General features: G+C 54.7%; 12 protein-coding genes and 1 tRNA gene. 9 read left to right on the forward strand and 4 right to left on the reverse strand.

Annotated elements, in window-relative coordinates; all coding sequences use genetic code 11:
• Positions 1–256: 256 nt before the first annotated feature.
• From EV680_RS09250 to rpmG, 5 genes are all read left to right on the forward strand, one after another.
• Positions 257–1,501, forward strand: coding sequence for an efflux RND transporter periplasmic adaptor subunit (locus EV680_RS09250; RefSeq protein WP_132954459.1), 1,245 nt, complete (start codon positions 257–259; stop codon positions 1,499–1,501).
• Between the two features lie 9 nt (positions 1,502–1,510).
• On the forward strand, positions 1,511–4,738 hold the full coding sequence (locus EV680_RS09255) for an efflux RND transporter permease subunit (protein ID WP_132954460.1): 3,228 nt from the start codon (positions 1,511–1,513) through the stop codon (positions 4,736–4,738).
• A complete protein-coding gene (locus EV680_RS09260; protein ID WP_132954461.1) occupies positions 4,735–6,201 on the forward strand; it encodes an efflux transporter outer membrane subunit in 1,467 nt (488 codons plus the stop codon). Before EV680_RS09255 ends, EV680_RS09260 begins: the two co-directional genes overlap by 4 nt.
• Before the next feature lie 402 nt (positions 6,202–6,603).
• Complete coding sequence (gene rpmB, locus EV680_RS09270; protein WP_002216391.1) at positions 6,604–6,837, forward strand: 50S ribosomal protein L28; 234 nt, start codon at positions 6,604–6,606, stop codon at positions 6,835–6,837.
• Between the two features lie 30 nt (positions 6,838–6,867).
• The gene (gene rpmG, locus EV680_RS09275; RefSeq protein ID WP_003684373.1) at positions 6,868–7,023 is read left to right on the forward strand and encodes a 50S ribosomal protein L33; all 156 of its coding nucleotides are present in this window, start codon (positions 6,868–6,870) and stop codon (positions 7,021–7,023) included.
• Positions 7,024–7,134: 111 nt separating this feature from the next.
• Here the strand turns inward: rpmG and ubiM are convergent, their stop codons facing one another.
• The 3 genes from ubiM to EV680_RS09290 form a co-directional block, all read right to left on the reverse strand.
• Entirely contained in the window at positions 7,135–8,319 is a 1,185-nt protein-coding gene (gene ubiM / locus EV680_RS09280; RefSeq protein ID WP_132954462.1) for a 5-demethoxyubiquinol-8 5-hydroxylase UbiM, read from the reverse strand.
• A gap of 197 nt (positions 8,320–8,516) precedes the next feature.
• Positions 8,517–8,591: transfer RNA gene (locus EV680_RS09285), tRNA-Arg, on the reverse strand.
• A 15-nt stretch (positions 8,592–8,606) separates the two neighbouring features.
• Positions 8,607–9,581, reverse strand: coding sequence for a polyprenyl synthetase family protein (locus tag EV680_RS09290; RefSeq protein WP_132954463.1), 975 nt, complete (start codon positions 9,579–9,581; stop codon positions 8,607–8,609).
• Between the two features lie 94 nt (positions 9,582–9,675).
• Here EV680_RS09290 and EV680_RS11960 point away from each other — a divergent pair, with 94 nt between their 5' ends.
• The 3 genes from EV680_RS11960 (at position 9,676) to rpmA (ending at position 10,549) form a co-directional block, all read left to right on the forward strand.
• Complete coding sequence (locus EV680_RS11960) at positions 9,676–9,852, forward strand: hypothetical protein (RefSeq protein ID WP_165870933.1); 177 nt, start codon at positions 9,676–9,678, stop codon at positions 9,850–9,852.
• 90 nt (positions 9,853–9,942) lie between these two features.
• Positions 9,943–10,251, forward strand: a complete 309-nt coding sequence (gene rplU, locus EV680_RS09295; protein ID WP_132954464.1) for a 50S ribosomal protein L21 — start codon at positions 9,943–9,945, stop codon at positions 10,249–10,251.
• Between the two features lie 25 nt (positions 10,252–10,276).
• Positions 10,277–10,549, forward strand: a complete 273-nt coding sequence (gene rpmA / locus EV680_RS09300; RefSeq protein ID WP_132954465.1) for a 50S ribosomal protein L27 — start codon at positions 10,277–10,279, stop codon at positions 10,547–10,549.
• A gap of 289 nt (positions 10,550–10,838) precedes the next feature.
• Here the strand turns inward: rpmA and EV680_RS09305 are convergent, their stop codons facing one another.
• Positions 10,839–12,362, reverse strand: a complete 1,524-nt coding sequence (locus EV680_RS09305; protein ID WP_132954466.1) for an AmpG family muropeptide MFS transporter — start codon at positions 12,360–12,362, stop codon at positions 10,839–10,841.
• Positions 12,363–12,529: 167 nt separating this feature from the next.
• Between EV680_RS09305 and hslO the strand changes: the two genes are divergently transcribed.
• Entirely contained in the window at positions 12,530–13,444 is a 915-nt protein-coding gene (gene hslO / locus EV680_RS09310; protein WP_132954467.1) for an Hsp33 family molecular chaperone HslO, read from the forward strand.
• Positions 13,445–13,794 lie beyond the last annotated feature (350 nt).

Raw genomic sequence — 13,794 nt, forward strand, 5'->3', positions numbered from 1 at the left:
ATAATATGGAGATAGGGATAGGGGTGTAGGTTATTTTTTGTAAAAATGACAAGCTGTTAGGTGTGCGGCTATTATAATGAGTAACTTTAATACATGCAAGGCTGTATGTATAGCGCACGAGAATATCCGGCAACCACGCAGGTTGCGGCCTTTCAGACGGCTGTGAATATTTCATTTATTGTGAATTATTTGCAGCCTTGTTGTCTTTTCAAATAGAGTTTGTTTTTTTATTATCAATATCAAGATAGGAAAAGAAATGGCAAATATCGGTTTACCGAAGTCATTAAAGCTGGCCACTTTAGCCGTGGCAGCGTCATTAGCGCTGGCTGCGTGCGGCGGTGAGAAAAACGATGCGGCCCAGCAACAGGGCGCTGAAGCGCCGGCACCGGTGGTGGGTGTGATAACCGTGCATCCGTCGCAAGTGACGGTTGGCACAGATCTGCCCGGCCGCTTGGAATCACGCCGCACGGCCAATGTGCGTGCACAGGTGGGTGGTATCATTCAAAAGCGTTTATTTGAAGAAGGTTCTTATGTGCGCGCCGGCCAGCCGCTTTATCAATTGGATAATGCCACTTATGTGGCCAACCTCGAAAGCGCTCGTGCGCAGCTGGCCAGTGCAGAAGCCGGCTTGGCCAAAGCCAATGCCGATTTGGCTCGCTATAAACCGCTCGTGGATGCAGATGCCATCAGCAAGCAGGAATACGATGCGGCCGTGCAGGCCAAGCGTGCCGGCGAGGCGGCGGTGAAATCGGCGCAGGCGGCGATTCAGTCTTCGCAAATCAATGTGAACTATGCGCGCATTACCGCGCCGATTTCGGGCTTTATCGGCCAATCCAACGTGTCTGAGGGCACGCTGATGTCGGCCAACGACAGCACCGTGCTGGCCGTGATTCAGCAAACCAATCCGCTTTATGTCAACGTTACCCAATCGGCCAACGATGTGATGAAGCTGCGCCAGCGTATTGCCGCGGGCGAGCTGCAATCGGTTAACGGCGCGATTGAAGTGAGCATCTTTTTAGAAGGCGGCAGCGAATATCCGCAAAAAGGCCGCCTGCTGTTTGCCGACCCCACGGTTGATCAATCCACCGGCCAAGTGACTTTGCGTGCCGAAGTGCCCAATGCCGACAATATTCTGCTGCCCGGCCTGTATGTGCGCGTGGGCTTGCCGCAAGGCCGTATCGACAATGCTTTTGTGGTGCCGCAGCAAGCGGTAACGCGCGGTCAGAAAGACACGGTAACGGTGGTGAATGCCGATGGCACCATGGCGCCGCGTGAAGTAACGATTGCCCAACAGCAAGGTGCCGATTGGATTATCACCGGCGGCTTGAAAGAGGGCGATAAAGTGGTGGTAGACGGCACCATGATTGCCGGCCTGATGGGCGCGAAAAAAGTAACGCCCAAAGAATGGCAACCTGCCGGTGCCGCCGCCCCTGCTGCGCAAGCCGCTTCCGCGCCCGTTCAGACGGCCTCAGAAGCCAAAGCCGCATCCGGCGCCCAATAAGGAGGCAGCATGGCTAAGTTTTTTATTGACCGCCCCATTTTTGCGTGGGTAATTTCGATATTTATCATTATTGCCGGTGTGTTGGGCATTAATAATCTGCCGGTGTCGCAATATCCGTCGGTGGCCGCGCCCACCATCACCCTCACCGCCACTTACCCCGGCGCCTCTGCCCAGGTGATGGAAGACAGCGTGTTGGCCGTTATCGAGCGGAACATGAATGGTGTGGAGGGGCTGGATTATATGACCACCTCCGCCGATTCGAGCGGGCAGGGCACGGTAACGCTCACTTTCACGCCGGAAACCGATGAGAATATGGCGCAAGTAGATGTGCAGAACAAGCTCTCAGAAGTGGAAGCCACGCTGCCGGCCACGGTGCGCCAATACGGTGTGTCGGTGTCTAAAGCGCGTTCCAACTTCCTGATGGTGATTATGCTCTCTTCAGACACCATTGCGATTGACGAGCTGACGGATTATGCCGAGCGCAACGTGCGCCCCGAATTGCAACGTATCAGCGGTGTGGGCCAAGTACAGTTGTTTGGCGCGCAACGGGCGATGCGTATTTGGGTAGACCCGCAAAAGCTGCAAAACTACAACCTATCGTTTGCGGACGTGTCTGCCGCCTTGCAAGCGCAAAACGTGCAGATTTCAGCAGGCGCTATCGGTGCTTTGCCGGCCACTGCAGGGCAGGCCATTACCGCCACCATCACCGCTGAAGGCCAATTGAGCACGCCGGAAGAATTCGGCAACATCATTTTGCGCGCCACCGGCAGCGGTGCCAACGTATACATCAAAGATGTGGCGAGGGTTGAATTAGGCAGTCAAAGCTATGCCACTTCCGCACGCCTCAACGGCAAGCCCACCGTGGGCATGGCTGTGATGCTTTCCAATAGCGGCAATGCTTTGGCCACCGCCACTGCTGTGAAGGCGCAGATGGCTGAATTGGAAGAATATTTTCCAGGCGATGTGACTTGGACGGCTCCGTATGACACCTCTACTTTTGTGTCGCTTTCTATTGAGGAAGTGGTGCGCACATTGATTGAAGCAATGGTGCTGGTGTTTTTGGTGATGTTCTTATTTTTGCAGAATATCCGCTATACGCTGATTCCGACCATTGTGGTGCCAATTTCCTTGCTGGGCGCTTTTGCCGGCATTTGGTATTTGGGCATGTCGATCAACGTGTTGAGCATGTTTGCGATGGTGTTGGTGATCGGTATTGTGGTGGATGATGCCATTGTGGTGGTGGAAAACGTCGAGCGGATTATGACCGAAGAAGGTTTGCCGCCGGTGGAAGCCACCAAAAAAGCCATGAGCCAGATTTCCGGCGCGGTTATCGGCATCACGGCGGTGTTGATTTCGGTGTTTGTGCCGCTGGCGATGTTTAGCGGTGCCACCGGTAATATTTACCGCCAGTTTGCACTCACCATGGCGCTGGCCATTGCTTTCTCAGCCTTTTTGGCGCTCTCGCTTACCCCTGCTTTGTGTGCGAGCATGCTCAAGCAGATTCCCAAAGGGCATCACGAAGAGAAAAAAGGCTTCTTCGGCTGGTTTAACCGCAAGTTCGGCAGCCTCACGCACCGTTATGAAGGTGTAGTGGCGAAGATTTTGCGCAAGCTTGGCCGCATGACCATTATTTATTTGGCTTTAGGCGCAATCGCGGCTTTTGTATTCACCCGCCTGCCCACTTCATTCATGCCGGATGAAGACCAAGGCTATGTGATTATGAGCGTGCAATTGCCGGGCGGTGCCACCAAAGAGCGCACAGACAATACCTTGGCGGCAGCCACCGATTTGGTGCGCGGCATGCCCGAAGTGGAAAATGTGATCGGCGTGTCCGGCTTCAGCTTTTCAGGTTCCGGCCAGAATATGGCTTTGGGCTTTATCATGCTGAAAGATTGGGCGGAGCGCCCGGATGCAGGCAGTGATGCGATGTCGTTGGCCGGCAAGATGACCGGTGCTTTGATGGGCACGATTAAAGATGGCTATGCCATTGTGATCAACCCGCCGGCCATCAGTGAATTGGGCAACAACTCGGGCTTCACCATGTATTTGCAAGACCGCAACAGCAGCGGCCACGAGGCTTTGCTGGCTAAGCGCAATGAGCTGCTCGGCAAAATGCGCCAAAGCCCGATTTTGAAAGATGTGCGCCCTTCCGGCTTGGAAGATGCGCCGCAGCTGAAAATCGACATCAACCGCCAAGCCGCTGCCGCGCAAGGCATCAGCTTTTCCAGTATTCAGGCCACGTTGGCTTCGGCTTTGGGCTCGACCTATGTAAATGACTTCCCCAATCAAGGCCGTCTGCAACGGGTGATTGTGCAGGCAGAAGCCGCGTCGCGCATGCAGCCGGCAGACATCTTGGCACTGACTGTGCCCAACAGCAGCGGTGTGGATGTGCCGCTTTCCACCATTGCTACTGTGGCTTGGGAAAATGGTATGGAGCAGAGCCAGCGTTTCAACGGCTATCCGGCCATGCAACTCACCGGCGCACCTGCCGAAGGCTATTCTACGGGTGATGCCATGAACGAAGTGCAACGCTTGGTGGATGACTTGGGCGGCGCTTACAGCTTGGAATGGACCGGCCAGTCGCGCGAAGAAATCAAAAGCGGCTCGCAAACCATGATGCTCTACACCTTTGCCGCGATTGCCGTGTTCTTGGCTTTGGCTGCTCTTTATGAGAGCTGGTCGATTCCGATGGCGGTGATTTTGGTGGTGCCTTTGGGCGTGCTGGGCGTGGTATCCGGCGTGTGGTTGCGCGGTTACGATAATGGTATATACTTCCAAATCGGTCTGATTACCGTGATGGGTTTGAGTGCGAAAAATGCGATTTTGATTATCGAATTTGCCAAAGATTTGCAGGCTCAAGGCAGAACGGCGCTGGAAGCGGCGCTTGAAGCCGCACATCTGCGTTTCCGCCCGATTATCATGACTTCGTTGGCGTTTATTCTGGGTGTGGTGCCGCTGTATATCGCATCGGGTGCCAGCTCGGCCAGCCAACGTGCAATCGGCACCAGCGTGTTTTGGGGCATGAGCGTGGGCACCTTCCTGGCGGTGTTCTTGGTGCCGCTGTTTTATGTGGTGGTGCGCAAGTTCTTTAAAGGCGGCAATCGCCAGCAAGAACAACTTGCAGCGGAATCTGCCCACGCCGGCATCAGCGTGGATGAGGTCGAGCAACATACGGCCGAAGCAAGCTTGAATGATGAAGAAAAACGCGATCTGCATGACGACAAGGATCAAAAATGAATGTAATGAAATTTAAACCCGCCATCAGCGCTGCTGCGGTGAGCTTGGCCTTGTCGGCCTGTGCCATGATTCCGAAATACGAGCAGCCTGCCGTGGCCGTGCCGGAAACATTTCAGCACGACACAGCGCCAAGCGGCATTGTGGCGACTTCATTGGGCTGGCAAGATTATTTTGCCGACCCGCGCCTGCACCGCCTGATTGAAATCGCGCTCGAGCGCAACACCGACTTGCGTGGCGCGGCGCTCAATGCCGAAGCCGTGCGCGCGCAATATATGATCAGCCGCGCCGCCTTGCTGCCCGGCATCAATGCCAGCGGCACCGGCCAGCGCGGTCGGGTGGCGCAAGACTTGAGCGGCACCGGCCAGCGCGGTCGGGTGGCGCAAGACTTGAGCGGCACGGGCAGCTCATATGTGTCTTCCGCTTACAATGTCGGCTTAGGTGTGACGTCTTATGAGCTCGACTTGTTCGGCAAGGTGCGCAGCACCAGCCAAGCCGCATTGCAGAGCTATTTTGCCAGCGTGGCCAGCCGCGATGCCACACACTTAAGCCTGATTTCATCGGTGGCCAAAGCCTATTTCAACGAGCGCTATGCCGAAGAGCGCATGGCCTTGGCGCAGCGGGTGCTGCAAACGCGCGAGCAAACCTATAAGCTCACGCAGCTGCGCCACCGTGCCGGCGTGATTTCGGCGGTGGATTTGCGCCAGCAGGAAGCCTTGATTGAATCGGCTAAGGCCGATTACGCCAGCGCCGTGCAGGCGCGTGAGCAGGCGCGCAATGCCATGGCGGTGCTGTTGAACCAGCCGCTGCCGGCCGATTTGCCCGCCGGCTTGCCGCTGAGCCGCCAGTTTGCCATCAAGCAATTGCCGGCCGGTTTGTCGTCTGAAGTGTTGCTCAACCGCCCGGATATCCGCGCGGCCGAATTTGCGCTGAAAAGAGCCAATGCCAATATCGGCGCGGCGCGGGCGGCATTTTTCCCCAGCATCAGCCTCACCGGCATGATCGGCACCGGCTCCACCGAGCTGAGCGGTTTGTTTAAAGGCGGCAACAGCACGTGGACATTTGCGCCCAGCATCAATCTGCCGATTTTCAACTGGGGCAGCAATGTGGCCAATTTGGATTACGCCAAAATCATGCAGCAAGCGGAAATCGTGAACTACGAAGCCGCGGTGCAATCGGCTTTCCGAGATGTGTCCGATGCCTTGGTGGCACGAGAGCAGCTGGATAAAACCTATGCTGCCAACGCGCAGCAAAGCAAGGCTTATGCCGATGCGCTGCGCTTGATCAACCTGCGCTACCGCCACGGCGTGGCCAGCGCGCTGGATCTGCTTGATGCCGAACGCAGCAGCTATGCTGCCGACACCACCCAGCTGGCCACCCAGCTCACCTTGCTGGAAAATATGGCCGATTTGTATAAGGCTTTGGGCGGGGGCTTGAAGCAGCACACGGAAACAGCGCAACCCTGAAAGGCGTAAAGCCCGAGGCCGTCTGAAACATTCAGACGGCCTTTTTATTGAAGCATACTTATTCAAAGAAGTAATACCAATTCAAAAAAGTAAGCTAACAAGGCGGCGAGCCTGCGGCAGTACGATGGTGCGGCAAGCTAAGACAATGCAGTAAGGTTATTTTTAGGATGGGTATCAGATGATTTGGCAGGCTTTGCGGAAAAAACATTTGCATTATGCAAAGGCGGGGAAAAGCTGCTATACTTATCAACTTTCCCGCTGCTTTCTCAAGTGTTTGGGAAAAGCAACATTCTTGCGGTTTATTGCCATAAAAATACAGCCGATTCAAAATGCTACTTGAAAAAGAGCAGTGTTTCGTGGTATAAATCGCGTTTTACTATTTTAGAAGTTTGGAGACTAACCATGGCACGAGTTTGCAAAGTGACCGGTAAGCGCCCGATGTCTGGCAATAACGTATCACACGCCAACAACAAAACCAAACGTCGTTTTTTGCCCAACTTGCAATCACGTCGTTTTTGGGTAGAGAGTGAAAACCGCTGGGTTCGCTTGCGCGTATCAAACGCTGCATTGCGCACCATCGATAAAGTAGGCATTGATGTCGTATTGGCTGATTTGCGTGCTCGCGGTGAAGCTTAATTTAATCAGATATAATTAAGGATTACTGCAATGCGCGATAAAATCAAACTGGAATCAAGTGCGGGTACCGGTCATTTTTACACCACGACCAAAAACAAACGCACCATGCCCGGCAAGCTGGAAATCAAAAAATTTGATCCGGTAGCCCGTAAACACGTTATCTACAAAGAAACCAAATTGAAATAATCGGTTTTTTCAAGACACAAAAGCCTTTGTTGCAAAACAAAGGCTTTTTTATATTTGAGGCCGTCTGAAAGTTTTTCAGACGGCCTTTATGATGATGCGATGCACGGCTGTTTAGCCGGTGAGCTGGCGGGTGATCAGCTTTTTCAGCGGCGGCAGGTTGTTGCTCACGCGCAGCACCATGCCGCGCAAAAGCTTGGCCGGCGGGGTTTCGTCGGTGAAAAGCTTCAGCAGCATATTGGTGCCGTGATAAAGCGGTTTGGCATGCAGCATGTGTTTGGTGTCGTATTGCGACAACAGCGCCGGCGCGGCAATATTCTTGCCTTGCCGTGCGGCTTCGAGAACGAGCTTGGCCAAGGTGTCGGCGCTGGCAAGGCCGAGGTTGAAGCCGTGGGCAGTTACCGGATGCATGCCCACGGCGGCATCGCCGATCAGGGCGCTGCGGGTGGCGTAGCAGCGTTGTGCAATCATGCCCACCAGCGGATAGGCGTGCACATCGCTCACCAATTCCATTTCGCCCAAGCGCTTGCCCAGCTGCTTTTCTACGCTCGCGGCCAGCGCTTCGGGGCTGAGCGCGCGCAGCGCATCGGCCTGGTCGCTGTCGACCGTAATCACGGTGTTGGTGAGGTGGGCTTCCAGCGGCAAAAGGGCGATGGTGCGGCCATAATGAAAGCATTCATAGGCCGTGTGTTGGTTGCTGAGGCTGTGTTTCATGCGGCAGACAAACATGGTGCGGCTGTAGTCGTGCATATCGCAGCCGATGCCGAGCTGGCGGCGGGTTTGCGAAAAGCGGCTGTCGGCGGCCAAGAGCAGGCTCGCGCTGAGGGTTTCGCCGTTTTCCAACACCACGCGGGCTTCTTCGGGCGTGGTGTGCACGTTTTGCACGCCGGTGCCGCATAAAATCTGAACATTGTCCAGCCCTGCCACGGTGTCGTAAGCGGCTTTGCGGATATTGTGGTTGGATATCAAATAGCCCAAGCAATCGGCCGGCTCGCCGCGCGCTTTGGTGGGCTGGGGAAAGTGCAGCTGATAAGATGATTGGCCGTTGAGCACTTTGGCATCGCGCAGCGGGTAGATTTCGTGTTCGGCAATGCGCTGCCACATGCCCAAGCGCTGCATAATGGCTTTGGAAACGTGGGTGAGTGCGATTTCGCGGCCGTCGTAAGGCGGGTTTTGCAGAATATCGAGCGGGCTTTTTTCGATCAGGGTCACGCTCAGGCCGCTGCCGGCCATTTCGGCGGCAAAGCTCAGGCCGGCGGGGCCGGCGCCGACGATCAGAATATCGCTGTGTGAAGTCATGCTGCGTTTTCCTTGGGAATGTTTTCTCTGCGGCAGGATAAACGAAACATGCTTTTAATGTGCAACTTTTTGCAGCAGATTTGTGGCAGGTCAATATCCATATCGGCGTGCAAAGTTTCAGACGGCCTTTGGGAAAATAAAAAAATCAGGCCGTCTGAAAAAAACGATTGAGTTTTCAGACGGCCTGATGTGCTTGATGGCCCGGCCAACAGGAATCGAACCTGTATTTTACGCTTAGGAGGCATACGTTCTATCCGTTGAACTATGGCCGGCGATTTGCGGAAAGTTTACGACACGCGCGAGAGCGATTCTTCGGCCAGGCCGCGCATGGCGCGGGTGATGTCGTTGTCGGGCAGCTTATCGAGGCAGGCGAGGGCTTTGGCCACGGCTTTGCGCGCTTCGTTAACCGAATAAGCCAGCGCATCCGAGCCGGTAACGTGGGCGTGGATTTTGTCGAAATAGCTGCGGTCGGCTTGTTGCAGTGCGCTGCGCACATCATCGGCGGCTTCGGCGCTGCCTTGCTGCATCAGGTAAATCAGCGGCAGCGTGGGCTTGCCTTCGGCCAAATCATCGCCGACATTTTTGCCGATTTCGGCGGGGTCGCCCGAATAATCGAGCACATCATCGATGATTTGAAAAGCTGTGCCCACATACATGCCGTAATCTTTCAGCGCCTGCTCCTGCTCCGGCGCGGCGCCGGCCAAAATCGCGCCCACTTGGGCGGCGGCTTCGAAAAGCTTGGCGGTTTTGTATTGAATCACTTGCACATATTCGGCTTCGGTGATGTCGGTGTTGCCGATATTCATCAGCTGCATCACCTCGCCCTCGGCAATAATATTGGTGGCATCGGCCATCACTTCGAGAATTTTCATGCTGCCCGAGCCTACCATCAATTGGAATGCGCGGGTGTAGAGAAAATCGCCCACCAGCACGGCAGCGGCGTTGCCGAAAAGATTGTTGGCCGTTTGGCGGCCGCGGCGCAATTCGCTCTCATCCACCACATCATCGTGCAGCAGGGTGGAAGTGTGGATAAATTCCACCATTGCCGCGAGCGAATAAAGCTTTTCGTGGTCGTAGCCCAGCGCTTTGCCGGCCAAAATGGTGATAATCGGGCGCAAGCGCTTGCCGCCGGCGCTGATGATATAGGTGCCGATTTGGGCAATCAGCGCCACTTCCGATTGCACGGCTTGGCTGATTACAACGTTGACTTTGGCCAAATCTTCATTCAGATGGCGTTGGAAATAAGGCAGGTTTTCAAGCATGGCTGTTGGGCGGCTTTGTGGCTGGGGCGCTTGCGGGCGCTGGTTTTTAAAGGCAATATAGCGGGTGATTATAGCAGCAAAGCCGCCTGATTGCATGGATTATACCCATTCAAAAAATAACCTTTCTGCGTTGTCTCGCCTTGCCGTGCTATCTGTGCTGGCTTCGGCTCTTCACCTTGTCAGCTTATTTTTTGAATGGATATTGTCGGCGCTTTTTTGTGCCTGTGTGGTGCGCCGTTTTCAGACGGCCTCGGTTGGCGGAAAGGAATAAAGCTTTGACAAAACAAAATAGTATGGCTATAATTCTCGATTCCGTGCATGGTGCGCGGAAGTTTTAACCAGAATTCTCATGGAGTTGAGTATGTACGCGGTCGTAAAAACCGGCGGTAAACAATACAAAGTTACCGTTGGCGAAAAATTGAAAGTAGAACAGATACCAGCCGAACTCGACAGCCAAATCGAACTGAACGAAGTTTTGATGATTGCTGACGGCGAATCTGTAAAAGTTGGCGCGCCCTTTATCGAAGGCGCCAAAGTAACGGCTAAAGTAGTGGCCCACGGCCGCGGCGATAAAATCCGCATTTTCAAAATGCGCCGCCGCAAGCACTACCAAAAACGCCAAGGCCACCGCCAAAATTTCACCCAAATCGAAATCGTGGCAATCGCTTAATTTAACAGTTTAGGAGTAAGGTAATATGGCAACCAAAAAAGCTGGTGGTAGCTCTCGAAATGGTCGCGATTCAGAAGCCAAACGCCTGGGCGTAAAAGCCTTCGGCAGCGAGCTGATTCCGGCAGGTTCAATCATCGTGCGTCAGCGCGGCACCCGTTTCCACGCCGGTGAAAACGTAGGTATGGGCAAAGACCACACCTTGTTCGCCAAAGTGGACGGTTATGTGGAATTCGCCACCAAAGGCGCACTCAACCGCAAAACCGTGAGCGTACGCCCCTACACCGGCGCCGATGAATAATCGTCGATGCTGCTGATGCGGTAAACAAAAAGCCCTGCGATTGCAGGGCTTTTTTTTGTGCGAAGTAAGGGCATAAAGGCCGTCTGAAAAATGAAGCTTTCAGACGGCCTTGATTTTAGGGGTTGTTCACATTTCATCATGCAGCAATCGTTTGGCTCAAAAGAGCGCCTGCTGCGTTTTCCACCTTGCAAGCGCGCTTTTGCCCTCAAAAGCTTACGCGCGGATGGATGGTGAACACACCCTAGCTCAGCAGGTTTTGCAACAAAGCTTTAACTCATTGTGCAGCCTGTCATGCTTTTTGCCGGTAAATCTTTTTGTCGACCCAATACACCAAAAGCAGCACCGGCACGCCCAAAAGCGTGGTAAACATAAAAAAGCCGGGATAGCCGATTTTATCGACAATCGAGCCGGAATAGCCGCCCAAGGTTTTGGGCAGCAGCGTCATCAGCGAGCTGAAAATCGCATATTGAACGGCGGTGAAGCGGATGCTGGTGAGCGCCGATAAAAAAGCGATAAACACCGCACCGGCGAGCCCTGCGGCCAAATTATCAAAGCCCACCGCCAAATACATAAACGGCACATCATGCCCGCGCCAGGCGAGCAGGATAAACATCAGATTGGTGGCGGCGGCCAGCACCGCGCCGGCCATCATCATTTTCATTAGCGAAAAACGCTGCGAGAGCAAGCCGCCCAAAAAGCCGCCGGCAATCGCCATAATCACGCCGAAGGTTTTTACCGCAGCGGCGATTTCTTCTTTGCTGAAACCCATATCCTGATAAAACACATTGGAAATCACACCGGCCACAATATCCGAAATGCGGTAAAGGCCGATTAATGCCAACAAAAGCAGGGCGGATTTGCCGTAGCGGCGGAAAAAGTCGGCCACCGGCTCCACCCAAGTGTTCACCGCCAGCGATTTGGCCACCAGCCCGCTTTTCACCACCAGCGTGCCGGCCGCAGCGGCCACCGCCACCGAAAGCAGCAGGCGCAGCGATTCGAGCAAAAAGCCGGCCAACACGCCGCCGCTTTGCGGCAGCAGCCGGCCAAAGCCGATAAAGGCGGCCACAAAAGCGCCCACCGCGCAGGCAAAAAGCAGCAGCAGGCGGAAATTGTCGGCGGCCGGGCGCGCGGCAGTGGCGGCGCGTGAGCTGGCCGGCTCGCGCGTAAACAGCGTGGTGGCCACGCCCACGCCCATCACCGCCGCCATAATCAGATAAGTTTGCTGCCAAGCGCGATACACATAAGCCTGCTCGTGCGAGCCCAGCCAGGCTGCCAAAAACAGCGCGCCTGCGCCCGCTACAATCATGCCGATGCGGTAGCCCGCATTATAAGTGGCCGCAATCACCGACTGCATGGCGCTGTCGCCTTGAGCGATTTCGATGCGGTAGGCATCAATCACCACATCTTGCGTGGCCGAAGAGAAGCCCAGCAACACCGCCGAGAGCGCCATGTAAACCAACGCCGTTTCGGTGGTGGGGTTGATCATCGCCATCAGGCAGATGGCGGCAATAATCATCGCCTGAGCCAGTAAGAGCCAGGCGCGGCGGCGGCCGAGCAGGCGCGTGAAAAGCGGCAGTGGCAGCGAATCAATCAGCGGTGCCCACACGAATTTAAACGAATAAGCCAAAGCGGCCCAGCTGAACATGGTTACCGTGCTGCGCTCCACACCCGCTTCGCGCAGCCACAGCGAGAGGCTGGAGAAAATCAGCAAAATCGGTACACCGGCCGAAAAACCGAGCAAAAATAAAGTAACCGCGCGGCGGTCGGCATAGGCGGCAGCGGCCGAGCGCCAGCTTTTTTGAGGTGCAGACATAAAACACAATCAGCGGCCGTCTGCTTTCAGACGGCCTTTGTCATTAAAGAGAGCGGCTATTGTAGCAAGTATGGTTTGAGACCGTCTGAAAAGTTTGCCGCCCTTGATTTCAGACGGCCTGCAACCATATTGCTTAGCATCAGAACCTATCAAGCAGAAAGAACAACATGACCAGCAACACACCCGCCGCAGCCGGCCAAGCCGACTGCCGCACCCGTTTTATTTTCGACAACATGCCCGTGCGCGGGCTGCATGTGCGCCTGCAAGAAGTGTGGCAACACATTGAGGGGCGCAAACATTATCCGGCCGCCATCCGCCAGGCTTTGGGCGAATTGCTCGCCGCCGGCGCGCTGCTTTCGAGCAATCTTAAAATCGAGGGCACGCTGATTGTGCAAGTTCAGGGGCAGGGGCGCCTGAAAATGCTGGTGGTAGAAGCCACTTCCGGCCACACCTGCCGCGCCACCGCCCGTTGGGACGAGCAGGCCGAAATCGGTGATGATGAAAATCTGCGCGATTTGCTCGGCGACAACGGCGTGTTTGTGATTACCTTGCAGCCGCAAGAGGGCGAGCCGTGGCAGGGCGTGGTGCCGCTTGAGGGCGGCAGCATTGCTGAAATGCTGATGAATTACATGAAGCGCTCCGAGCAGCTGGACACCTTTATTGCGCTGGCCGCATCCGATCAAGCTGTGGGCGGTTTGCTGCTGCAACGTCTGCCGGAAGAAACCCTTGATGCCGAAGCCTGGAATCATGTGGAAACGCTGGCGCGCACCGCCACGGCCCATGAATTGGCCGATTTGGATGCGCAACACATGCTCTACCGTCTGTTTCACGAAACTCCGCCGCGCGTGTTTGCACCGGAAAACATCGAATTTGCCTGCACCTGCTCGCGCGGCAAAGTGAGTGATATGCTGCTGATGCTGGGCGGTGAAGAAATCGGCGAAGTGGTGGCCGAGCAAGGCAGCGTGGAAATCGATTGCGATTTTTGCAATGAGAAATATGTGTTTGACGAAACCGATGTGAATGCGCTGTTTGGCGCCGATGTGGTGAATGCCGTGCGCATGGAGGCGCAGCGGATCCAGTGATACCCATTCAAAAAAGTAAGCTAACAAGGCGGCGAGCCGCAGACAGTACAGATAGTACGGCAAGGCGAGGCAACGAAGTTAGGTTATTTTTTTGGATTGGTATGATGCATGGCATTTCAAATCAAGGCGTAAGGGACAAAAAAGGTGCTCTTTTGAAGAAACATCTTCCTAAGGGACATTTTAGGTGCTGTTAAGGTTTTTCCGAGAAAAATAATCCTTAATAAACCTTATCTTATTCTCTTTTCTCATGCCCTGGTGACAGCGCAGTTTCTGCTTCATATCCCCAAAACGGCCTTCCAGAAAATTGGTGGTTTTGGGAATGTCCAATTCAGCAAACCGCTCAAAGGCAA

It is taken from the genome of Uruburuella suis, from assembly GCF_004341385.1.
Classification (GTDB): Bacteria; Pseudomonadota; Gammaproteobacteria; order Burkholderiales; family Neisseriaceae; genus Neisseria; species Neisseria suis.

What these genes read in the sequence shown, in the direction of transcription:
- EV680_RS09255 (WP_132954460.1), top strand. Translation starts at nt 1,511, where the DNA reads ATGGCTAAGTTTTTTATTGACCGCCCCATTTTTGCGTGGGTAATTTCG.
- rpmG (WP_003684373.1), top strand. Translation starts at nt 6,868, where the DNA reads ATGCGCGATAAAATCAAACTGGAATCAAGTGCGGGTACCGGTCATTTT.
- EV680_RS11960 (WP_165870933.1), top strand. Translation starts at nt 9,676, where the DNA reads ATGGATTATACCCATTCAAAAAATAACCTTTCTGCGTTGTCTCGCCTT.
- ubiM (WP_132954462.1), bottom strand. Translation starts at nt 8,319, where the DNA reads ATGACTTCACACAGCGATATTCTGATCGTCGGCGCCGGCCCCGCCGGC.
- hslO (WP_132954467.1), top strand. Translation starts at nt 12,530, where the DNA reads ATGACCAGCAACACACCCGCCGCAGCCGGCCAAGCCGACTGCCGCACC.
- rpmB (WP_002216391.1), top strand. Translation starts at nt 6,604, where the DNA reads ATGGCACGAGTTTGCAAAGTGACCGGTAAGCGCCCGATGTCTGGCAAT.
- EV680_RS09305 (WP_132954466.1), bottom strand. Translation starts at nt 12,362, where the DNA reads ATGTCTGCACCTCAAAAAAGCTGGCGCTCGGCCGCTGCCGCCTATGCC.
- rpmA (WP_132954465.1), top strand. Translation starts at nt 10,277, where the DNA reads ATGGCAACCAAAAAAGCTGGTGGTAGCTCTCGAAATGGTCGCGATTCA.
- EV680_RS09260 (WP_132954461.1), top strand. Translation starts at nt 4,735, where the DNA reads ATGAATGTAATGAAATTTAAACCCGCCATCAGCGCTGCTGCGGTGAGC.
- EV680_RS09250 (WP_132954459.1), top strand. Translation starts at nt 257, where the DNA reads ATGGCAAATATCGGTTTACCGAAGTCATTAAAGCTGGCCACTTTAGCC.
- rplU (WP_132954464.1), top strand. Translation starts at nt 9,943, where the DNA reads ATGTACGCGGTCGTAAAAACCGGCGGTAAACAATACAAAGTTACCGTT.
- EV680_RS09290 (WP_132954463.1), bottom strand. Translation starts at nt 9,581, where the DNA reads ATGCTTGAAAACCTGCCTTATTTCCAACGCCATCTGAATGAAGATTTG.